This is a genomic window from Vibrio sp. J2-4 (genome assembly GCF_021728155.1).
GTDB lineage: Bacteria > Pseudomonadota > Gammaproteobacteria > Enterobacterales > Vibrionaceae > Vibrio > Vibrio diabolicus.
The window spans coordinates 415,483-437,811 of the sequence record NZ_JAKKCN010000002.1; the positions used below are offsets into that span (position 1 = coordinate 415,483).

Annotated in this window: 24 protein-coding genes and 1 pseudogene; 14 read left to right on the top strand and 11 right to left on the bottom strand. The window is 43.4% G+C overall.

Features of this window, described 5'->3' with window-relative positions; all coding sequences use genetic code 11:
- The first annotated feature begins 676 nt into the window (after positions 1 to 676).
- Genes L3V32_RS07270 through L3V32_RS07285 form a run of 4 tightly spaced genes read left to right on the top strand, consistent with a single transcriptional unit; the run spans position 677 to position 3,286 of the window.
- Entirely contained in the window at positions 677 to 1,309 is a 633-nt protein-coding gene (locus tag L3V32_RS07270; protein ID WP_140203156.1) for a hypothetical protein, read from the top strand.
- Positions 1,302 to 1,625: a hypothetical protein gene (locus tag L3V32_RS07275; protein WP_024703879.1), complete on the top strand. Its 324-nt coding sequence runs from the start codon at positions 1,302 to 1,304 to the stop codon at positions 1,623 to 1,625. Before L3V32_RS07270 ends, L3V32_RS07275 begins: the two co-directional genes overlap by 8 nt.
- 3 nt (positions 1,626 to 1,628) lie before the next feature.
- Positions 1,629 to 2,780 (top strand): phage tail protein, encoded by a 1,152-nt coding sequence (locus L3V32_RS07280; RefSeq protein WP_237284038.1) that lies wholly within the window; start codon positions 1,629 to 1,631, stop codon positions 2,778 to 2,780.
- On the top strand, positions 2,777 to 3,286 hold the full coding sequence (locus L3V32_RS07285) for a hypothetical protein (protein WP_237284039.1): 510 nt from the start codon (positions 2,777 to 2,779) through the stop codon (positions 3,284 to 3,286). The genes L3V32_RS07280 and L3V32_RS07285 overlap by 4 nt, the downstream gene beginning before the upstream one ends.
- Before the next feature lie 232 nt (positions 3,287 to 3,518).
- On the opposite strand, the gene L3V32_RS07290 is transcribed toward L3V32_RS07285, so the two are convergent.
- The 11 genes and pseudogenes from L3V32_RS07290 to L3V32_RS07350 all read right to left on the bottom strand — a co-directional run bounded on the left by L3V32_RS07290 (position 3,519) and on the right by L3V32_RS07350 (position 14,186).
- Entirely contained in the window at positions 3,519 to 3,998 is a 480-nt protein-coding gene (locus tag L3V32_RS07290; protein ID WP_237284040.1) for an Hsp20 family protein, read from the bottom strand.
- 370 nt (positions 3,999 to 4,368) lie between these two features.
- Positions 4,369 to 4,674 (bottom strand): annotated as a pseudogene (locus L3V32_RS07295) (IS3 family transposase); the annotation flags it as partial.
- Positions 4,675 to 4,834: 160 nt separating this feature from the next.
- A complete protein-coding gene (locus tag L3V32_RS07300) occupies positions 4,835 to 5,698 on the bottom strand; it encodes a hypothetical protein (RefSeq protein ID WP_237284041.1) in 864 nt (287 codons plus the stop codon).
- A 155-nt stretch (positions 5,699 to 5,853) separates the two neighbouring features.
- Positions 5,854 to 6,363, bottom strand: coding sequence for a DUF4145 domain-containing protein (locus tag L3V32_RS07310; RefSeq protein ID WP_203513269.1), 510 nt, complete (start codon positions 6,361 to 6,363; stop codon positions 5,854 to 5,856).
- Between the two features lie 269 nt (positions 6,364 to 6,632).
- The gene (locus tag L3V32_RS07315) at positions 6,633 to 7,814 is read right to left on the bottom strand and encodes a DUF6161 domain-containing protein (RefSeq protein WP_237284043.1); all 1,182 of its coding nucleotides are present in this window, start codon (positions 7,812 to 7,814) and stop codon (positions 6,633 to 6,635) included.
- 142 nt (positions 7,815 to 7,956) lie between these two features.
- Positions 7,957 to 8,664 (bottom strand): hypothetical protein, encoded by a 708-nt coding sequence (locus L3V32_RS07325; protein ID WP_237284044.1) that lies wholly within the window; start codon positions 8,662 to 8,664, stop codon positions 7,957 to 7,959.
- A gap of 413 nt (positions 8,665 to 9,077) precedes the next feature.
- On the bottom strand, positions 9,078 to 10,349 hold the full coding sequence (locus L3V32_RS07330; RefSeq protein ID WP_237284045.1) for a phosphoribosyl transferase: 1,272 nt from the start codon (positions 10,347 to 10,349) through the stop codon (positions 9,078 to 9,080).
- Between the two features lie 10 nt (positions 10,350 to 10,359).
- Positions 10,360 to 11,367, bottom strand: coding sequence for a DNA-processing protein DprA (locus tag L3V32_RS07335; protein WP_237284046.1), 1,008 nt, complete (start codon positions 11,365 to 11,367; stop codon positions 10,360 to 10,362).
- A 427-nt stretch (positions 11,368 to 11,794) separates the two neighbouring features.
- The gene (locus tag L3V32_RS07340) at positions 11,795 to 12,205 is read right to left on the bottom strand and encodes a hypothetical protein (RefSeq protein WP_042522752.1); all 411 of its coding nucleotides are present in this window, start codon (positions 12,203 to 12,205) and stop codon (positions 11,795 to 11,797) included.
- Between the two features lie 64 nt (positions 12,206 to 12,269).
- The gene (locus tag L3V32_RS07345; protein WP_237284047.1) at positions 12,270 to 12,614 is read right to left on the bottom strand and encodes a hypothetical protein; all 345 of its coding nucleotides are present in this window, start codon (positions 12,612 to 12,614) and stop codon (positions 12,270 to 12,272) included.
- A 1,326-nt stretch (positions 12,615 to 13,940) separates the two neighbouring features.
- Positions 13,941 to 14,186 (bottom strand): hypothetical protein, encoded by a 246-nt coding sequence (locus L3V32_RS07350; RefSeq protein WP_140203494.1) that lies wholly within the window; start codon positions 14,184 to 14,186, stop codon positions 13,941 to 13,943.
- A 570-nt stretch (positions 14,187 to 14,756) separates the two neighbouring features.
- Between L3V32_RS07350 and L3V32_RS07355 the strand changes: the two genes are divergently transcribed.
- The 10 genes from L3V32_RS07355 (at position 14,757) to L3V32_RS07400 (ending at position 22,312) form a co-directional block, all read left to right on the top strand.
- Positions 14,757 to 15,296 carry a hypothetical protein gene (locus L3V32_RS07355; protein ID WP_237284048.1) on the top strand — a complete coding sequence of 180 codons (540 nt, stop codon included), beginning with the start codon at positions 14,757 to 14,759 and terminating at the stop codon, positions 15,294 to 15,296.
- 2 nt (positions 15,297 to 15,298) lie between these two features.
- A complete protein-coding gene (locus L3V32_RS07360) occupies positions 15,299 to 16,060 on the top strand; it encodes a hypothetical protein (protein ID WP_237284049.1) in 762 nt (253 codons plus the stop codon).
- Positions 16,053 to 17,030 (top strand): hypothetical protein, encoded by a 978-nt coding sequence (locus L3V32_RS07365; protein WP_237284050.1) that lies wholly within the window; start codon positions 16,053 to 16,055, stop codon positions 17,028 to 17,030. Before L3V32_RS07360 ends, L3V32_RS07365 begins: the two co-directional genes overlap by 8 nt.
- On the top strand, positions 17,027 to 17,797 hold the full coding sequence (locus L3V32_RS07370; RefSeq protein ID WP_140203490.1) for a hypothetical protein: 771 nt from the start codon (positions 17,027 to 17,029) through the stop codon (positions 17,795 to 17,797). The genes L3V32_RS07365 and L3V32_RS07370 overlap by 4 nt, the downstream gene beginning before the upstream one ends.
- Positions 17,798 to 17,803: 6 nt before the next feature.
- Positions 17,804 to 18,088, top strand: coding sequence for a PAAR domain-containing protein (locus L3V32_RS07375; RefSeq protein ID WP_042522745.1), 285 nt, complete (start codon positions 17,804 to 17,806; stop codon positions 18,086 to 18,088).
- Positions 18,089 to 18,097: 9 nt separating this feature from the next.
- Complete coding sequence (locus tag L3V32_RS07380) at positions 18,098 to 18,853, top strand: hypothetical protein (RefSeq protein WP_237284051.1); 756 nt, start codon at positions 18,098 to 18,100, stop codon at positions 18,851 to 18,853.
- 230 nt (positions 18,854 to 19,083) lie between these two features.
- The gene (locus tag L3V32_RS07385; protein ID WP_155396901.1) at positions 19,084 to 19,245 is read left to right on the top strand and encodes a hypothetical protein; all 162 of its coding nucleotides are present in this window, start codon (positions 19,084 to 19,086) and stop codon (positions 19,243 to 19,245) included.
- Positions 19,246 to 19,478: 233 nt separating this feature from the next.
- Complete coding sequence (locus L3V32_RS07390; protein WP_140203488.1) at positions 19,479 to 20,030, top strand: N-acetylmuramoyl-L-alanine amidase; 552 nt, start codon at positions 19,479 to 19,481, stop codon at positions 20,028 to 20,030.
- Positions 20,030 to 20,380 carry a hypothetical protein gene (locus L3V32_RS07395; protein ID WP_140203487.1) on the top strand — a complete coding sequence of 117 codons (351 nt, stop codon included), beginning with the start codon at positions 20,030 to 20,032 and terminating at the stop codon, positions 20,378 to 20,380. Before L3V32_RS07390 ends, L3V32_RS07395 begins: the two co-directional genes overlap by 1 nt.
- 282 nt (positions 20,381 to 20,662) lie before the next feature.
- Positions 20,663 to 22,312: a hypothetical protein gene (locus L3V32_RS07400; RefSeq protein ID WP_237284052.1), complete on the top strand. Its 1,650-nt coding sequence runs from the start codon at positions 20,663 to 20,665 to the stop codon at positions 22,310 to 22,312.
- The last annotated feature ends 17 nt before the right edge of the window (positions 22,313 to 22,329 follow it).

The window sequence follows — 22,329 nt, forward strand, 5'->3', positions numbered from 1 at the left end:
TGTTTAACTCGAAATCGGCCTTGGGACTACGAGAGCAAGCTCATGAAGATCGTCAGTTTGGTGCAAAAGATGCGTAATGATGACGGAAAATCATGCCAATGGGTTTTGATTGAGAGTTACTTTTGATAGTTACAAAAAAACCGCGACTAAACGCGGTTTTTTTGCAGCTGGCCTTAGCAAACAGTTCGAATCAGCAAATTCGAGTTACCAGCCTTTTCATGTCCCACCAGCAAATGTGAAACAAGAGCAAGCAAATAGTATGTGTTTTTAATGGCTTTGACAATAGCAGAGGAACTTCAAAGACTACGAGAGAAGCAAAAACAATCAATGGAGCGCTCGAACGCTAAGCAAATCACCAAAAAGCGAAGCCTGAAGTGAAGAAACCGACCTAAAAGATCGCCAGTAAGAAATTGAAAAGTCGAACGCCCACTGCTGAGTAAAAGCACATCATGGATGTCAATAGTAGCTCACCATGTATTATGAGTTGGAGAACAGGCGCATGCTTAAGGTCTATAAGCTAGCGTAATTGCCACTTGAACCACTCGAAAAAAGATCCACTATAAACGTTCCGAATATTTACCAACATAAAAACCATTAACAGGGCTAAAAAGCCTAGTTAATGGTGTTAAACTGACCAAGACTCCCCATCTTAAAAAGCGCGCTTAGAGGTCACAACATGGCACGAACGCGCATAGCTGTACTTACTCTATCATCTGGCCAGCCACGACTTATGCTTGCTGGTGTAGATGATGGTCAACTCCATATCATCGAATGCCAACAATTAGAGCGCTCATTGATGAGTCTTAAGCTGACTTTGCCCGAGAAGTTAGAAAAGCTCAAAAAAGGCGGTTTTATTGTGCTGGTGGACGAGGTTACGCCCTACTTTTCAAAGTATGGGCGCGCCGTTCGCCTGTCCGAACTGGACGCAAAAGGCAGACCGATCATTGTGTCGGCAATGGAAGCCTATAACTATCTCACATCCCTAAACGCTATCACCTACCCACCTAACGCTGGTGGCCGCTTCGAAGTGTCGCCATCCATCGTGGAAGAAGTACGGGGAACCGATGGTAAGCCAACGTACAACATCGACTGGTCAGAACTGCGCCCTGACACCTACGCGCTCATGTTTGTGGTCTATGCAGCCACACAAGACAGTATTGGCGACACGGTAACGCTTCAGAGTTTGTTTGACCTGTTACGCAAACCTAAGAAAGAGCCAGAAATGGCCTCGCGCGCAATGGGACTGTTCAAAGCTAAAACAGGGCTAATCGCAGACGGTAAGTATCGTATGGGAGGCGACTATGAGTAAGTTATCCCGCCTCTCAGCAGAGAACATCGAGGACGATATTCTACGGGCGCATTTCTTTGCCATCGTCATGGAATACGTCAACCGTTCGGGCAATACCGATCTCTTTGAGTACACCATTCGACTTGATGAGGTTTATCGTGCGGATCTCGTCTCTTACAGAGCTTACGCCACGGTTGAGCTTGATTGGTTGGTTAGTCTGGTCTGTGACGTAGACGACCCAATGAATCCGCTACCTGTTGGTGAAACCATCAAGCTTCCACCAGCATCTTGGGTGCGTCGTTCCATGCGTCAATTCATGGACGAAATGGGACTGTAACTTATGCCGAAGAAGTTTGAAGCGGAGAAACGGGATAACGGCTCATTTGCCAGCCTTGGCCTCAATGAAAAGCAGTTCAACCAGCTATTCAACAAGATTGAACAGGCGCAAAAGAGAAACCGCCGTAATGCTAAGCGAACGCTGACCGCCTCAACGCTGGCCAAGCCAACTAATAAGGCATTAAAAGCGCTAGGCGAAAAGGCTAAAGGGCAACGGTTTACCAAAGAAGACCTGATCAAGTTCGACAAGGCTCGCCAGCGACACAAAGAGGTCTATGACAGTAAGACAGCGGGTATCACCTACGCCTTTTTGGTGAAGAACTCGCGTCAAATCGACGTAGACCGTGCAAACAACCGTGTCGATGACGGTACAGGCACTCACAAGGCCACGTTGATCGGTATTAAGAACAATATCGCGCTTATTCGTGTCCGAGCATCAAGCGTATCGAAGCACGAAGAGCATCGAGTAAAGGTGCGTTTTGAGCAGTGGGATGAACTACTACACGAACCGCCTAATGGGGATTACAACCAAGCGGTGCAATTGGCGTGTGCTGGCCGTATTTCCTTTGATTGCGACTGTGGCCGTCACCAGTATTGGTATCGATACTTGGCCACTATGGGTAACTACTGCGTAGCGCCGCCTAAAGAGTTTGCTTTCCCGAAAATCCGAAACCCTGAATTGTCCGGCGTGGCATGTAAACATGTTCTCAAGGCAACAACCATGCTGCAATCGCTGGCATGGCAACGCATCTTGGCCAACCAAATGAAACAGCAAGCGCGCCGTGTTGGTTTTGGCTCAGATAACAAAACGTACTTGCTCAACGAGAACGAGAAGAAAGCTGCCGCACGTAACCGTAAAACGGTGGTGGATAAGGCCGCCGCTACGCGCGAACACGCGAAATATCTACGCGCTCAGAAAGCAATGGAAAAACAGATCGCCAAACAGAAACGGGAAAGCGAAACCATCAAGCGCCAAGCGCGCAAACTGCGTAAGGAGTCCAACGAGAAGAAAGGTTATATCGATATGATTAAGGTCGGCTTCCAGAACTTCCATGACGGCTACAAGCTGCAAGGAAAGACTAAGGGTGAAGCGCTGGCCGACTTCGCAAAATTGATGAACGTAACACCAAGCAAATTAGAGAGAATCATCAAGTGAGTGACGTAGTTAAACCTGTAGTAAGAAAGGTTCGATACCAAGGCCATGAGCCCTTTAATCGCGTTTTAAGGGAAGATTGGATTAAGGCTATCAAACTATCACCAGATCACTTTGAAGCGTCCCTGTATCGCCCTGTTGAGCCAGAATCGGCACCAACGGATGATAACTACCAAAACGAATCAGTGTTAGAGCTAGAAACCAACCAAGATACGCTCACTTATAGCGAACCAGAGCTGGTGGCTTTGTTGGATTGTCCAGATGAGCAAGAGAACTTTTTCATGATGGACGATGGCGACGAAAACCTTGGCGAGTCCTTAGAGCCGCTGATGCTGCGTATTGCTTCGCACCATGTACCTATCGGCAGTGTGCTGGAATGGGACGAAGAAACCGCCGAGGGATTACGAACCGTGTGGTGGTATGTACACAAGGCCGTTGGCTATGGTACGGCGAACGTGGGCGTGATTTATATCTGCATACCAATGCGTGATTTTAATCAGAAACTTTAAGCAAAGTCTACTCACACGATGCCATTTGACACATTAAGTTATAATTTTAACTCAATGTGTAAAGCGTTGCTAACCTTTCTTTAATGGCATGTGCAAATTATTTACACACCAAACTAAGCACATTACTGTTTTAGTTAACATGTTTATTTTTCAACGTTCACATCTCAAACGAATAAACAAGATTTATAAATAAAAATATAGCATAGAGGGTGTTATGAACACCCTCAGTAATTTACTTGTTGTCGACTTTACTTTGATCAATCCCTTCTGATTTATGCTCTAAAATATTACCACCATGATTTATGGTAATAGATTTAGGCTTCATTTCCTCTGGAATTTCTTTAACCAAAGTAATAGTTAACAAGCCATTAGAGAGATTAGCGTCAATAACTTCAACATAGTCCGCTAAGTTAAACTTACGTTCAAACTTACGGTTGGCTATACCCTGATATAGATATGTTCGTTCTTGATCAGAGCTCTTATCACCGCGCACAGTGAGTACACTTTTCTCAACTTGAATATCTAGTTCTTCTTGAACAAATCCCGCAACAGCTAAAGTAATAGCGTAATGGTTTTCACTAAGAACTTCTATATTGTATGGAGGGTAGCCGCTAATAGATGCTTCACTAGTAAGTGCATGATCTAACAGTGATGCGAAGCGGTCAAACCCTACACTATTTCGATATAATGGGGTTAGATCTATTGAATTCATAATATATCCTCCATAAGAAGCAATACAAAATAAAAACAATATATGTAAAGCGATTCTGCACAGACAACCTTTACATTGGTTTTTTTAGTTTTTTACCTGATTAATTTCAAGCATATAATTATAAAATTTATTTATAAGCATTATATTATTATTCGTAGTAGCTATATAAAAATAAGCTTTATATTTTTGAACTTCATAAAATCAAAGCGAATCTCCTTCCCCTAGGCTACCTTTTATATAACACTCTCCATTGTTATCTTTTAGTTATGCTTTAGAGTAGTTACTTTCCTTACAACGCCGAATATTAGTGCGATGTACTGTAACTTTGTCCCATCGAGAGTGCTCTTCACCAGCCAGACTGGACGCTTCATTAAGCGACATTTTGTTGTTCAAAGTTAACTGGGCTTAGATACCCAAGAGCACCGTGCCTTCTCGTCCGATTATAATCAACCTCTATGTACTCGAAGAACGTTTGGCGCATCTCATCTCTGGTCCTTATTGGTTCGTATTGAATCGTTTCCACTTTCATCGAATGGAAGAAGCTCTCAACACAAGCATTGTCCCAGCAGTTTCCTTCCTTGCTCATACTTTGTTTTAGATTATAAGCAGTTATGATATCTCGATAATCTTTCGAGCAATACTGGCTACCACGATCACTAGGAACAATCACTTTCTCTGCTAGCTTCAGAGTTTCGGCTTCAAATTCAGGAGAATGGATAATACGTTTCTTCTTGTTTGTCATTGTTCACCTCGTTAGTGATTGTACTCACTTAACTCGGTGTCCAAAACTAACGGGGCGAATCATTGTGCGTTGGGAATCTGCCTTAAACGCTTTGTTATGCCTTCGACCACAAAATTGCTGACACACCATATTTAGGGAATAGAGCGGTATATTTTTCTTCTGTAATATCCAAGATTGCTTCAAGCTCGGGCTCACCGTTGTAACCTTGTTTCTCAAAAACCTCGCGCAGGCTCTCTAGCTGACTATCTAGTTGTTGTTCTAAGTGTCGGAGAAATAGTTTTTGGCGATGTTTTCTCGTTACAGCCTGTATATTAAAACCAGAACTTGCCATTCCACCACCTATCGGTGCATAGACAGTTCCATCCTGAACAGTTACGAAGCTATTGGCATTTCTTTTGCGGAGAGTTAAACGTTCTTGCTCGGTTAAAGGAGTCGACGATACTATGTCTTTAATTTGGTACCGCTCGACTACGTTCGACCAATTACGGTGGATAATTTCAACAATATCTTGGTCTGCCCATGAGCCATGGTTAAAGATACCAATCGCATAAAACTTATCCTCGGCGAGTAGCGCAAATAGAAGTGGTCCAGTACGTTCAATAAAGTTACCTTTCATATTTTCACCTAAATGAAAATGGTGAACTCCCCAATCATTGAGCATGGAATCTTTGTTGTTCAAATTGTTCACCAATTTACTCAGATTAGGGGTTAAGTCGTGACCTGATTCAATCAAGCCTTTTAAACGCTCCCATCCGGACTCTAAATTTTGAGGGCAAGAAAAAGTATCAGCCAAAAGCAATTGCCGAACTTTGGCTTCAGGACGGCGCTGCTCAGCATTGAAGTATACAAAAGGGATCTCATTATCCGGTACAGAAGAAACATCATAGCCCCAGTGATTCATCAAAATATCTTTCTGGATATTGACCCAATCACCAAAAAAATCTGATTTTATTCTCATTCTTACTCCAAAGGTTAAAATATTGGGGAGGCATAACGCCCTGCTAAGGGGTGAGCAACGCAATACTGATGACTCCGCATACCACCTTAAACACTAAAACCAACGCATAGTAAAAATGCCACGCGTTGCGAATCCCTCTTGAACAGTTTGTTATGTTACTTTTTCTTAGGAACATGTTTTAAGCTATGTTGATTTTTTTCTACCACATAGATTGACTCAACAATATTCTCGACTATGTCCATAGCAGCTATCACTTCTTTTTGTTTTGGGTTGTATGACCGATGTATTGCAGCATGGCCAGCTTCCAACACTTGATCTAGTGCAGTACGTTGAACTTTAGAGATATACCCCTGACTTTGGAATTCATCCATGTTTTTGACAAACCGCCCCTTATCACCAACTTTTTGGATCATTACATGCTCAATTAATGCTCGGATTCCCATAACCGTAAGTCGGTTACATCCATTTTGCAATGACACATATATTTCACTAATCAGTTCCATTAGTTCACGATTCACGGGACCGGTGTCGGCATTGAAAGGAAATACTAACTTTGAAACCCAACTAGGCTTTTGACGTAAAGTGTAAGGAGGATAAATAGAAATATCAGGAATTATCCCATTATCATCGTATTCGCAGTATTCTGAATATTCAGCGCGTTCCATTTTTACATCTTGACATCCGCAACATTCAAATAGGCTGTATCGGCGCTCACAATAGAAATGTTCCTCACTTAAATCCTGCTTATAACAATGTATCAACTTATGAAAAGTATAGTTCTGACAAACGTTACATTTTAATTTTCGCTTTTCTATTACCACAATTTTCTCCTAGTAACATAACGCCGCATTAAGGTGTGAGCGGCGCTTGGCTATACTTGAGCGAAGCGAAACTGCCAAGCGTTGCGAATCACTCTTAAATGCTTTGTTATAAGTCATTTTCGCGCTTTGTTTATTAGCTCGATTATGTTGTTTGGCGCAGCATCATCCGTGATTATGCCTGTAGATACGGGTCTAAAGATCGCTTGTAATACTAGATTACGTTCCTCACTTGAAGATGCCCCGCCCTCACTTATTAATGCCAAGTAGGCTTGAGTCATAACAACCCTTTCTTGAGAGTTCATTTGCATATGATTATGGCTTAAATACATTCGCACCAATACACGGATTAACCAAATTGCCAGTGATGTTGTAAAGGCAACCACGCCTACCTTACCCCATACAACTTTCTCTGAAGCTAATATTTCCCATGCTACATACCCTATTGGAAGAAAAATAAGTAATGACAACAATACGCTTGCTATACCAAACTTCTTTGCCGATTCCTTATGATGATCGCAATTATCTGTCCAATACTGGACAGGAGCTTTTAGTTTCATTTGAGTTTCATATGCTTCAACAAAACTTTCAAAGCGGTTTTTCGTCGCTTCCTGTTCTTCAATGAACCTTTCATTGAGATTATCTACAGATTCATCATAACTCTCATTTGCATGCTTAAGCTTATTTTCGAGCTCAATCTTTAAGTTGCTTTCGAGCTTTTTCTTGATTTCTTCAATATCAAGAACAGCTTGCTTCTGCTTTTTGCTCTCTTTATCCAATATTTTACATTCAGATTGGAGTTCAATAACAGCATGCTGCCCTTTTCGCAATTCGTTAGCCAGTTGCTCATTTAAGATTGAAAATTCATCAGTGATCTTAGTACTGTCAGTACGGAAATTATTGAGTAACTCTTCATATTTTGCTTTTTCAGCTTTTAAGCCTTTTTTATAGAAAAGGGCTTGAATCGCTCCTTCGGTTTGCTTATCTATACCCTCAGAGAACGCAATTAGCGTATATAGTGCAACTTCTTCATCATGTAAGGAGCGAATAAATGCTCCCTTCTGAGACGCATAAGATACGAATTCCTTCCTGTTTGTAACATCCCATGCAAGTTCTATATAGTCAGAGTCTAATGATGAACTAAACTCCTGCTCCTCATTTTCCACTCCGATTTCATCATAAAACCTAAAAAAAGCGCTATATGCCTTCAGATATCCCAACTCTTTATCATGGGACAATAACCAATTCCAGACTTTGTATTCTTGACTAATTATTTCAAATTTTTCTTTAGTATCCACTGAACCTCCCATGACTTATAACGCCCTGTTAAGGGGTGAGCAACGCAATACCAAAGCCGCCGCATACCACCTTAAACACTAAAACCAACGCATAGTAAAAATGTCACGCGTTGAGAATCACTCTTAAATGCTTTGTTAGTTTTTATTCACACGCACGCTTTCCTTCTTCGCATGCTTCTACGCACATATCTTCATCACGGTATGAAGAGAACTGGTCATCACACTCATCCTCACAAGCTCTAAATGCAGCAGAGCAGTCACCACCTTCAGATTTAGCTATCTGCATCATTAACATTCTATTTAACAAGTTTACTTGTTGAATTAGTTCGCTATTTGTCATCGACACACAAGCATTACCAGCTTGTTTGAACCCTGAATCACATTGCCATGTCGAACCAAAAGTGAAATGTGCATTTTTTGGCAACGTTACTTTGTCGCATTGGTTATTGTTCTTTCTATATCCAGTATTACAAGACCAATTACCGCCATATGTAAATTTTGCATTTTCAGGCAGTTGAACTTTGTCACATCCATTTTCCACCTTTCGATAACCAGTGTTACAAGACCAACTGCCACCATAGGTTAACTTGGCATTTTCGGGGACTTCAATCTTTGTACATTTGTTATCGGTCTTCTTGTACCCCATGTTACATTGCCAACCACCTAACATTGAGATCGTTGCATTTTCTGGGACTTCGATTTTTGAACACCGATTATTTTTCACCTCAAACCCAGTATTGCAATAACACTTTTCCCCTAGGTAATCAGAAGAAGAATTAGGAGGGCACTGAAGTTCAGCGTTCGCTAACAGTGGAAATATGAATGCAAATAGCAAAATTAAATTTTTCATAAATGTCTCTAAAAACTAACGTTTTTTATAAGGGTTTTAGCCGCCTTTCATACTTCTATCATGCAACCTTTCCAATCACAGTTTAAGTTTATAACCAATAGATTAATGAGAGGTATTGGGGATTAGAATGTAAAATGACGCATAATTTTTAAAAAGCTTACTTCGACACTCCGTCGGATATCTACAGGTAAGGCAAAAGTAAAATCACAGGTTGTAAGAAAACTTTGGCGCTGAGAAGGAGTGGGCCAGAAACGTGCTTTGCTAGCACAGCTTTGGACAAAAGCTTTTTAGAGTAATCACTTAAATTAGGAAAATGCGGATAACCTTTAGTATCAGAAAGCCGCTTAACGGAGTGTCCAAAGTTGCTGGTGCAGATCAGGAGGCTTTGAGCCTCCCTTTTTTGTGCCTGTAAGTTATTGAGGCCAGTCCCAAGCTAAGTAGCTGTCTAATTGATCTCCAAGTTCATCTGATGCGTCATGGTCAACATGAAAATCGTTGTAGTTGTACGTTTTGCCTTGAGGGATACCTTCAAATGCGTTTTCTTCAAATGGATTGAAAGCAGGCATGTCACCGATAGTTGAAATGTTGGTGTTGATAGTCTTCATCCAAGTAACCAAGATGGCTTTTGCTCCCGCTGCTTCTACATACTTCTTAGCAGCGTCTAAAGACCAACCTTTAGTACAAATGTCATCGACAAGCAGAACAGTTGTCCCTTTTTTGATCTGCTTGGTTTTGTACTGATTTTTGTAATTCCATGTAGGGAACTCATTCAACTTAATAGTATTTAGTTGGTTGTGATGGTCGATAAACTCACCCCTAGCTCTAGCGAAAGCACATTTCTTAGCTGTCTTGTGTCTTTCTATTAAGTTGTGGAGGTATTTTGTATGACTAAAACAGTGAGTAAATGTAAGTAGATCACTACTCATAACATCGCTATCTACACCTTCTGAGTGACTTGGGTATGGTGCTATGAATTTGACTTGTTGGTAGATTCCTGTGAAATACAAACTTGTCACAGTTGCTCCAAGCCAGAAATCTAAAGTACCACCACCATCGAACTTAGCTGCGGCAAATCCGTTACGTGAGTATTTAGCAAACCTTTCTACTTTGGTTGCGTAAGGGGCTAGAGCATAATACTCAAAGTCATCATCTTGGATTACATGACTCCAAAAGTGTTCACGAAGACACAAGGTATCAATGAAGCGTGCAACTTCTTTAGGCTCTGAAAACTTGAAACCATACTCTGCACAATCTTCATGGTCAGCGTACCATGTTGCTCTCAAGAACAGGATTCCACCCTGCCAAGCGGTGATCATGTCGTCTTTACTGCTGCCAATGTAGATAGTTTCGTTCGGCTCCCATCCCATTTGATTTAGTACGTATTTGGTTGCGTCAGGAGTCTTCTTGTATGGCACTCTTCCATCACGAATACGGGTGAAGATAATTAGATCGTCAAACGTCTTTTCGAGATAGTCGTATAAGTCCACTTTGCCTTGTGGAGTTATCACCCATCGTCTTTGATTGGCTAATAAGACAGGTTTAATGCCCTTTGACTTGAAGAAATTGAATAGTTTAGTTATCTGCATATCGTCAATTTCATTGTAATCAGCGTTAGCAGGATCGATGCGGAAGAGTAGGGTATCTTCAACGCTGAGTATCACGCCTTTTAATTGCTTTGTTTCCATCCTGACATCCTTATAAGCCAAGTGAGATCTGACGTTCACCATCGTTTAAATCTGTTACTGATGACTCTTCTTTTTGTTCTATTTCTGAAGTTTCTAGGAAGATTAGTAGCTCGGTCGTTTTTTCTGGGACTTTGAAAACAACGCCCTTCCTGTATGAAGCAATAGCTTGTAGTTCGCTACTTTCGGGGTTCGAATCTGGTAAGTAGGGCATAACCAAGAAACGGTTGAAGTCTTTAGCGAAATTGACAGTGTGTGCAGTACCACTTTTGATCTTCCATTCTACTGGAATAACACATGTAGCGAGTCCCGCTTGAATACGGTTTCTTTGAACAAAGTTATGACCGCTGTAGCTCTGACCTATTAAGTATTCGGTCACGATTGTTCCGCCAGCGTTTATGATTTGCTCTCGGACTGTTTCAGAACCTTTAGGGTAGTTGCTATCAATGCCCGTACCCAAGACCGCCACAGTTGGTACACCGAAGCGAATTGATTCCATGTGTGCTCGTTGGTCGATACCGTCAGCTAATCCGCTAACAGATACGAGATTCTTGTTCGCCATACCTGCAACGATGAGCCTAGTTAACCAGTGACCATCTTCTGATGATTTTCGGCTGCCGATGATAGCTACAGACTTGGTATGAAGGTTATTCAGGTTGCCTTGAACGAATAACCACATTGGAGGCTCTTCTATGTTTCTCAAGCTGTTAGGGAATGCTTCATGATCGCGGAAAACCACCCTAACTTGCTTCTGAGCGTAGGTACGAGCTATTGATGTGCCTTTAGCCCATAACTCTTTCTTGAAGTTTTCCCATTGCTCTTGTGAATCAAAGATAGGCTTTGGCAGCTTGACTCGTAGTATCTTGCCAAAATGTTTAGGATCTTCGGTCTTGATTAGTTCTCTGAACTTGATTCCTTGAACTGCTATTTTGTACAGCGTTCTGAAACCAACACCATGAAGCGACTGAAGCGCATAAAACGCAACAGTTTCGGCTCTCCAGTATTCTTGTTCTTCGGTCACGGTTAAGTCAGTCTCAATAAATAATCTTGTATGAGATCAGCATACCATAGGACGCCAAAAGCGTATTAAATTTAGTATGATAGTTGTGAAAGGAACTCTAGGAGTTCGAGTAGGCAAGGGAGCGATTTATTTAGTTTCACTCCCTTGGATTATGGCACCGCTCAATGTCATACAGTCGATGACCGTGTACGTAGTTGGTAAGCCCCCAATTGGTTAGACATTACACTGGCGAGAAAAAGTAGGTCAAACCACCTCACTGTGGTTTGTGAGGCTGAGCATCGCTGACATGGAATGGGGCATAAATGAGCTAGAGTAACCTGTTATATCTGACCCCAGACATCCCTGCTTTCATGTAATATTATTATCTAAATTTAAGCTAAGGCAGTCAGGTTGGCTATGATATTACGGCAACCAACCTGTGGTGCGGTTAGTCTCTAAACTTGAGTTGTTTTCCAACAACTTGGATGTTGAACATATCCACTTGTTCTGAGATTTGATTTACTTTGTGCTTATCGATACCTTCTAGCTCACCTTCATCTGGCCAGTTAAAAGCACCCAACACGGTAAGTGTCTCATTCAGTTTTGCATGTTTTCCTTTATCGACCAAACGTTCTAGCTCTAACGACTCTTGCTCAGAGCACGCTTGTAGCTTCAAGTTGTTAATATAGAGAACAACCTTTACCTTGTCCTCTTTAGATAACGAGTCAAACCATTCGTTACGAGGAAACAACTCTTTGCTTTGCTTTTCTTTAGCGATGCATTTCTCTCTCTGAATAATCCAGTTGAGAGTCGCCTCTTTAGTCTGTTTATCCATATGGAATTTTGTTACCCAATCCATATTTATGGGTTCCGCTACAGCATTGGAGCTACTAAAGAGAACAAGGGATAACAATCCAATAGATTTATAATGACGCATTAGATACACACTTCCAAAACTTTTGTTCTTCACCGCTGGTTTGCCAGGTCATTGGCTCAGCAACCTGATAAATTCGTCTACGAGTAACGGCGCTTGTGGCCAACATTGCATCACCAAACGTTTCCCAGTCATACTCTCGAATGGTGACAAGTTTTTCTAATGGACTGGAGGTGACACTGGGTGTTCCAAAAACAGCATAAAAAGGAGTAACCGCTAGTACGCCTGACAAAAGATTGCCACTTTCCATGATGCTTTTTATATCTCCTATAGCTCCCTTACTTTTACGACTAAGAGCCATATTTTTTACATCACAATACCCCAAAGATGCCATTTACTTTTCCTACCACTTAAAAAAACCAATTGTATCATACTGTTTTTAATGGCTTTTATTAATGTATTGGTGACAAAAAAGTTAATATCACTATAAAAAAGTGCACTTCGGGTTGTTTTATTGGTAATACAACGTCCGCGATATCGATAGACAGAGAGCAGCATTCTCTGAGTGACAAGTCATGGCTTTAGCTCGAATTGTACAGCACTCGCATTGCAAAGCGATACGCTACCTTTTTAAGTTCTCTTTTTTGGGGGCCGATACCAGTTAGGGTAAAGCCAAAACCAATTCCTCACTACGCAACTAGGGACCTTAAAGCTGAATGTTTTATCTATTACATGCCGAGAGTGATGCGTCATTTTCTGAAAGTAGAACAACTTACCCCACCTGCCCCACTTAATATCGATTCAAGTGGAGTAAGTGGGGTAAGTTTAAGTACTTAGCAAAATGACGTTTGAGGACGAACGATAGCGGTTTAAGCCGTTTGGCATTTTCTATTCTAACTTAGCGTATTTAATAAGTTGGTTGAGCGCTTTGCCAATCACATTCCCTTTAGATGTGGCAGCATTGATAACTTCACATATCTGTTTGGTGGATAACCACTCTCTCACTTTACCTGTACATTCCCCTAGATGGTCGTTTAACAAGTTATACCAGTTGCCTTTATCTACTTATTGGATGACTCTTGCGGCAGTTAGCGCCTTGATTGAGGTGTTGGTTATCTTCTTCTTAATGGGCATGCAAAAATCCTTTGTGTAGCGTATATGTAGCAAAATAATTGTACATACACACATACCCATGAACAACAAAGCACAAAAACATACATATAAGCTCATGTTTTTAGGCGGGCACTCGCTCATTCTTGTTCATTGCTGTTTACTAGAGGTTTTTGCCCATTACCACCGTTAAGGTGTAAGCAACGCATTACCGAAGTCGCCGTAATACCACCCTAAACACCAAACACAACGCAATTGGCTTGTTTATAGCGTTTCTAAAAGAAAGAGTCGCCTCTCCGGCGACTCTTTTCAATCATATAATGATTACTTATTCGTCATTATTGTGTTGTAACACTCAACACTAGAGGGTAGAGCCAATATATGACCGTGGTTGTGATAAGAAAATACTTAGGTTCTGCTTTAACCCACTTAGAAAGAACATAGATAATAAACGCAGACAAAACATCAAAAAAATGAGGCTCTCGGAAGTCAAATATGATGTTCACTACAATCAAACTGATTATTATGCAGCCATATAATAATCGTTCTTTCTTCCCATTTAACAGAGTAAAGCAAAGCACCAAGTATGATGCGACTGCCAACGTCCAGATTAAATATGACAACTGCTACACGCTCCACCAGCAGAGACACCTAAAGCACCACCTGCAACTACTCCAAACTGACCAGCTCCCATCAATGGACCCAATGCTCCACCAAGCGCTCCTGAGAATGCTCCAATAACAATAGGTCTAAGGCCAGCGCTAGGGTTCGAAGCTACAACTCCCATTCCGCCCAAGATTGCTCCACCAATAGCACTAGGAATCCAAACGGCTAAAGGTGCAATCCTTTGATTCACGTTTGCTTTTTTACCACCATAATCACGAGCTACAACGATGCCTCGTTCTTCTTTACTAACTACAGCGCCTTTAGAGTTTGCGACTACAAGCCTACCTGTAGTAATTACATACTCATTTGGATAAACAATATGAGTAGAGTCTTTTAAGCTAACCACCTCAACGGGGTTTGACGATAGATTAACAAACGTGACCTGAGCATCTTCTGTTTCAATGCAGTATGGACGTTCATCAGGGATTTTATGGTGCTCTTTTACCTTTACAACATTACAAAGAGGCGGATATTAAGCCATTGCGAGAGTTGGTGTAATAGTGGAAAACAGGAAGAAAAATATCAAAGTATATATACGCATAATACAGCCCTTACAACTTAACTGACTTTAATGTAAATGATAATGATTTTTAATCGCGCGCAATTTACTTAAGAGCTCATGAGATGTATGTGACAAGTGTCGCATTTATATGCATCTCTTTGGTTATTTAGGCTTAATAGCGTCGACGTGTATAATTTGCGTTCAAATCAGCCCTAGTCCACCCCATCCTTAAAACGCCACTCCAATTTTGGAGTGTGCATGACATTACAGACTAGCCGAAAGCAAGTGCCAGCCAGTGCAAAGCGCCTTAGCAGACTTGCGCCTAACTGGTCATACGCGAACAGCATTCTTAGCTTTGGTTACGGTAAATTCCCCGACCTAACAGAAGAATACCTTACCAACTACCACAAGCAGAGCATGACGGTCACTCACTATGACCCGAACTCGAAAGCGAAAGGCGTAGTAAACAATATTGCCGAAATTGACAGCTCAAAACGCCGTTTTTGCGTCATGTTGTGCGCGGACGTACTTAACATGTGCAAAGATCTCGATGCAGCGATCGCAGACATGGCCAAGATTGATTTTGATTGCGCGGTCATTCAAATCTATGAGGGCAACCGATCCGGTAAAGGCCGTAAAACGCGAGACGGCTACCAGCGCAATGAGCCAGTATCGGCTTACCTCCCTATCCTAACGAGCAACTTCCACAAGTTCGATGTGACCTTACACCGAAGCGATAAGTGCATCACTATCGTAAAAGGCCGTAAGTATTACGAGCTGGACGATTTGGAGGACTAATCATGCAACTGGATGAGACGTTCTTTGAAATCCCATGCGATGTAGTGACATTAGATGGCAAGGTAGAACACACAGAGCTAACCGACATTGACCGTGCGGTAGCTGCCTTTTTCCAGAACGTACTTGATTCCTTAGTTGTGACTGACACTAAACGGCGAGAGAACAGTGAGTTTTCTCGCTTTGTTGGTCGTGATAAGTCGAGAAAGATTTACTACGGCAACTTTAACGAGCCAGTGTCATTCCTATCTAAGTTAACGGCGAAGTTGGGCGACAAGGTGAAAGCAAACCGTAATGAGCTTTTACCTGTTTGCTACATCACGCGCGATCCGGTGATTGGGTTTGTTGATGGCGCGGAGTACGTCGATATTGCTGACTATGGCGAACTGGCCAATGAACAAGGCCAGCCTTATGCCGTGATTAATAAGTCCTTTGTCGCGCTTACCTACCGCATTAATGCCCTAGCTTGGAACCAGTCTACCCTTAGCCGCCTAGCGCTAGGTTTAATGGTTTGGCTACGTCATACCAAGGGCAAGCGTAAGCATGTATTCAGAGCGAAAACCATGCTCGCGGGTACTGAAATGGAAATCAGCATCGAGATACGTGGCCGTAAAGATGCGATGACCGAACCCGCCGAAGTAGACCATGAAAATACTCGCCTGTTTGCTTCCTCAATCTCTTTTGAAGTGATTGCAGAGGTTTATGAGGCCGAGTCGATCGCTGTCCGTCAGAGTGCGATTGGTGTGGGAGGTCGAGTCATTGAGTAACAAAGAATACTTTCTCGCCCAAAAAGTTGTCACCAACGAAAATGACATCCCTATCGAGCACATTCATTCGTTTACCTACATTGAGTGTGCTTCGATGGACGGCAACAAGCTGGTTATGGAAATCATGGATCAGGCTGCCGTTTATCGGGATGACTACGGGATTAAGCGCGGTTCAGAGATCGAGGTCACGATGGCCGATGTGAACGAGCGAGGCGATCAGGTTTGGATTGAAAAATTCATTGTGGCCAAGTCCACCAGCGCTGACGGTACGCTTACCGTTCAAGCATTCCAAAAGGATGCGCACCTACTTAAAGAGCCAGTCACAACGCCTCGATTCTTTGTTGAAATGCAGCCTAAAGACATTCTGGCCGAGCTGTTACCCGAGCTAAAAATCGAATGTGACAGCTTTGAGCGTGGCGCTACGTACCATTTAAATGCTGGTGGTACTAAGTCTCGCTTAATTCGAACAATGGCCAGAGATTACGGCTCAGTGGCGTTTATCTGCCGTGGTGTTATGCACTTTAAGTCGCTCAAGAACATGGATATGAGCGAGCAATTCAAGCTGGAACAGTCGAATCCAGAAGAAGCAGAGCACAGCATTGCAAACTACTCCATTATCGGAGAGGAAGCCCTGTTTGAGCGCGTTCTTAACCGTAACTATGCCTCTTGGGATACCGTCGAGGGCTTCCAAGACGGTAAACGTTCGGGCGCTATAGTTATGGTTAGCGTTCCACAAGCCAAGGCGCTGAATAATCAACACATGGCCATCATCCCTATTTTGGATGTGGAACTTACCGGAAATACTGCCTTTACGCCTCTTTCGGTGTGCTCAGTGCTATTCCATAAACGGCTACCCGCTACCGAGCTGGATGAGTCCATGCCAGAGAAACAAATCATGAACCGTGTCGCCCATTGCCAACGTGGGAACCGGTATCAGTGTCGTATCGAGTTGGGAGTACGCAACCTATGAGCGATTCGTCAGAGAACAGAACACGCACCAACGTCACTAACCGCTTGTTTGGTAGCTATCAGGCCGAAGTGGTAAATACCGTCCATCCGAAAGGCTTGTACATGGTTTCCGTTCGCTTGCTTGGTTATTGGGATGCAATCCCCGATAAGGATTTACCTTTTGCCGAGTTTCTACTGCCATTAGGTGCAAAACCGAGTGGTGGCCATGCAGTGCCAGTGGAAAAAGGGGATCTGGTTTGGGTGGATTTTCCTCGTAATGGCGATACCCGTTATCCCCGTATTACCGGATCGCTTTACTACGCGCCTAACTATGAGTCGTACCTACCAAGCGAGGTGAACGGCGAAGCCTATCAGCCTAAACGAGCCGATGGAGAACCCGAGCCACCAGCCTATGACCGCAAAGATGCGCTCTTTGTGCGATTTGGTTTGCGCGAGCTCATCACGCATCAAGGCGGCTACTCAGTAACGCATACCCAAAGCGGCACGGCCATTGAAATCACACCAGATGGCCAATGTGTTATCCACGTCGAGGGCAATGCGTTTCGCAGCTCAACAGGGAACACATTGGAGCAAATCGGAGGCGCACTAACTATCAAAGTGAAAGGCGATGCGAACATCGAAGCGGGTGGTAATGCAACCGTAAAAGCCTCCGGTAAAGCCAACCTAGAGGGCAATGAAGTGACCATTAAAGCGAGTGGTAACGTCAATATCGATGCTGGTGGCCAGTTCGCTGTTAAGGCTGCCGCAGCTCCATTTACATTAGGGTAATGCACTATGCCAGCCGTAGGAATTGTAGGGAGTGTGGATAGTGGTCATGGTGGCTTTAGTCCAGGTGTTTTTGTTTCTGGCCAGCCACTACTGACCGTGAATGGAATCAATGTATTAGGTACGGGTGATATATCCGTCATGCACGTGAAACCAGATAACCCGCCGCACGTAGGCGTTATTACTGGTAGTTCAAAACTTACTGTTAATGGCGTTCCGGTCGCCGTGGTAGGCGATGCCCTTGGGTGTGGCGCTACGCTGGTAAACGGTAACGACTTGATGACGATTGATTGAGGCAATTTGATGTTAGACACACAAGAGCAAATCGAACAGTTTCGCCAGTTTTTAGACGTAGGCGGCCTTAAGGAAGCGGAGAACCTTACCCGAGGCAAATCCCTTAAGGTGAAGTGTGAAAGCTTGTCAGGGAAGCTATCAGGCTGCGTGAGCGAGGATATTGAAGACTACCAAGGCGCATCGCAGTTAGTGGTAACGCTTAAGGGTTTGAATGACTCAGTGAGCGCAACGGTGGCCACGTTAACTCAATGGAATGAGCACCTAGTGTTGATCACCGACCCAACCGACCTCGAACAAGTGTCTATTGGTGTGAACGTCAAACACAAGGTAGATGGTACAGAGGACAACGTACCCGCTCCGAGTATCTTCCCAATTACCAGAAAGGAAGAACTGAAAGCGCTTGAGGCAGTGATCAACGGTCTTTCCGGCCATGTGGATGCAGCCGTATCTCTTATGGCGCAAATCAATACTGCATTAACGCCACCAACAAGCGGCGGTGAGTCAGATAACGGTGCAACCTTACCGCCACCAGACTTGCCGTCGGAACTAGAAAGCCAAGCGAATGCGCTAAACGAGATCATACTTCCCCTTGCTGGTGGCGTGACCAGCTCAAGCACGGTGATTGACGCAATGATCATTGCGTCGAAAGAGGAACGCACCTTAGCGTTAGGCTACTTCACTAAGGCGATTTCATTTACCATTTGTAGCAACCAGACGAAAAAAACGAGCATCAAAGACGCGACAGCAGAGGTATTTAGACTGTAGAATGCTTTTGTTGCTAACCCCTTTCCTATTCGCACTACAAAAAAGACAAAATGAATTATTCAGTTTATTTAAACGCATATGAACTATGCGGATTAATGTCGCTTATCATCGTACTAGCAATTAACCTATTTAGAGCTCGAAACGAGCTTAAATCCACCAAGGCGCGACTATCCTTTGTGATACGCAAAAGCCTCAGTGTTGAGGGAGAATACATGTACGATGGGTGCAGAATGAACGTGATATTTGATGCGGTGCGATACAGCGGAAATCAGTTTTACTTGATGCGTAAAGATCAGGTGATGGCCAGCTTCCACGTAGAACCCTATCGAGTTAATCCTGTTCTTGATTACTTCAAATCAAACAAGATAGAGCCCGTTCAAAACCGACCATAATCCAAGCAAAGCCAGCGTTCGCGCTGGTTTTTTTCTAAATTGCAGGCAAAAAAAAGCCGCGAGGTAAGTGTTCGCGGCACAAGAAGCTATTACAAAGGTTAAAAATGAAGTTTCAACGTTAGTTGACACCAGTCGATTGGGATGCCGAACTGGTAAAGAAAATATATTTCCTATTCCGAACATAGTCAACACCTAAGCACATATTAGTTAAGCTAAGTTTGGGAATTTATAAAATGAAAAAAGTCTGTATTGTTGTTGGCCATAGTTTTAAAGATGGCGGCGCTTACAACGAAACATTCGGAATAAATGAGTATGGCTATAATCATCCCCTAGCCAGCTTATTGGCCGCCGAGCTACATAAGCGAGACATTCTTCCAGTGATCATGTATCGAGACACCTACTCACGGATGATCGGTGATGTGAACGAATCGGGCGCTGACTATGCCATCGAGTTACATTGTAACAGCGTGACCAATAAGTCAGTTCAAGGTTCAGAGACATTGCATTGGCATAAGTCGGACAAGAGTCAAGCACTTGCTCAGCGCCTACAAAAAGCGGTGGCTGGACTTATCGGACAGCGTGATCGTGGCCTTAAGCCTATCTCGAACACTGGTACTGATACTCGCGGTTGGCGTTTCTTGATGAAAACCAAAATGCCAGCCGTGATTTTGGAGCCGTTCTTTTTGTCTAACGACGAGTCGTTACAAAAGGGATTGGAACTGCGCGAAAAGCTAGCCGTAGCACTGGCAGAAGCGTTCGCAGAACACATTAAAGAGAGCAACTAATGATGGGACTAGCAAAAGTGTTTACAAGTAGTCTATTTAAGAGCGCCACCAGCGAGAAAGTAGGTGGCACTATCCACGAACTGACCGAGTTTGGTGATCGTGTGTTTACCAGTGACGAAGAACGCAAAGAGTTTGCCTACAAACTGGCAGAGCTTGAAGCGGCCAGCTCTAACACATTGGTACGTACTGGACGCGCCGCTATGATGTGGAGCATCGCGCTGGTGGTCATTTATCAACTCATTGTTCGTGACTTTTTGGCCGTTTTCTATGGGGTTGAGCTTCCAAGCTTAGAGACTGACACACAAGAGCTACTAAGCAACGTGTTCGGCTTTTTGGCAGGAACCCTATAACAACTGAAAATTTTTTAAATTTTTTTTAGATGCCCTTTCCTATCCCCTTTTCTCTCAACAAAAACACACGATCAACGACATAGAAATCCCCTGTCGTTACCATTCCCACAAAAGCGCACAAAAAGACACAAATTCATTATATAACAATAAGTTAAACGAAAATTTACCCCTATTTTTTTCGCAATAAATCTTAATTACTATCCGAAATTGAGCGAATTTTTACCGCTTTTCTGCGGCTTAACGATTCCGAACATACCCAATTAATAACTAAGGTTTATTTACATGGCAGATAAACGTTCTAACTTCAACAAACGCATTGAGGCGATTCATTTAGGCGCTCAAGCAATGCGTAATCTGTGTATCGAATCCCAATTCGATTCACAAACAGGCATGTTTCTAACTGACGACAATTCTCGTGGCGCGGCTATTTTGTCAGCCATTGCGAATGAGCCTATGTTCGAGTCAGTGTCTCAAGAAACAGCGGTTGGCATCGTATCAGGCATGCAGTCTGCGGTACGTGAATACGAAAAGACTTACGGCCACCTACCTAGCGATGAGCTAATGGCATCAGCTCACGCAACTATGCGTAACATGATGACGCTAGAGGGTGCTAAGCGTGATGGCTCAACAGGCGCAATGATGCTTGAGTCTATCGGTCAATCTCTATCAACATCTGAGGGTGTTGAAATTCGTGCGAAGATGGTTGGCCTAGTGCTTCCTGTTCTCCTTGAGACAGCAACACTTGACGCTGTAACCATGATCCCAGCAGGTGCGAACGAAGTTGAGATCTTCAAAGTTTACCGCCGCACTGGCTCAAATTTTGGTGACTTCGCAGCGGGGACTGAAATCGACCAAGCAACGGTTGGCCAATACTCGTCTATGCGTCAGCGCTACAAGTTTGTCTCTGAACAGCAACCAGACGGCACTAAGACAACTCACGTCTTTGACTCTAAGACTGACCTACAACACACCAAGTTTGAAATCCCATTCACGAAGACATCTGTTTCCCTATTTATTAACCATAAACGTGTGGCTCGCGACCTAGACAGCAACGGTAGTCAAATAATGACAGGTACTCACAATGGTATGGTTATTAACTGTCAGATAGACCATGCAAAAGGCAAAGTTACCGTCACTCCAACATCAGCCCTACCAGCAGGGACGGTTCTGCACATCGAGTTCGAAGTAGACATTGAAAGACGCCCTGACCTTATCCCAACGATCGACCATGATATGGACTCTCGCACACTGCGCCCACGTCAAAATGCAATCGCAGCAGACGCGACTATTCAAGCGATGTTCACAATGCAACGCGAGTTTGGCCAAGATCTGAAATCTCTACAGATGAGCCACATGCGCAACACATTGGCATCGGAAAAAGCGACTCGTCATCTAGTAGATATGGACTTTGCTTGTACGCGCGAAGAAACATTCAATATCTACGTAGCGGCTGGTGAAGATTGGCGTCTACATCGTGAACGTCTAAACGAAGTTCTTCTAAACGTTTCTACGAAGATCCTACAAGCGACTCGCACAACTGGCATGACAGGTATCTTTGCTGGTACTGGCGCGTCAACAATCCTTAAGTCTCTTGGTGCTCCATATTTCGTAGCTCCGGCTAATTATCAACAGAAAAACGCTATCCACTACGCAGGTAAGTTGTTCGGCATGTGGAAAGTATTCGAGTGTCCGGTAGTGATCGGTACGAACGACATGCTTTGTTACGGTCGCGGCTCTTCTCACTCAGAAGCGGGCTACGTAGCAGGTGATGCAATCGCAGCAACCATGTACACGCATCCAATCGGTAAAGGTCTAGTAGCGTCTAACACGCTATACGAACTGGCCTACGGCGAAATCCATCCATTCGACGGAGAAGACTACTTCTACCGCGTGAAACTTATCGATGAAGCTCCTGTAGCAGAAGCGGCATAAGGCAAGTAAGCGGCAGT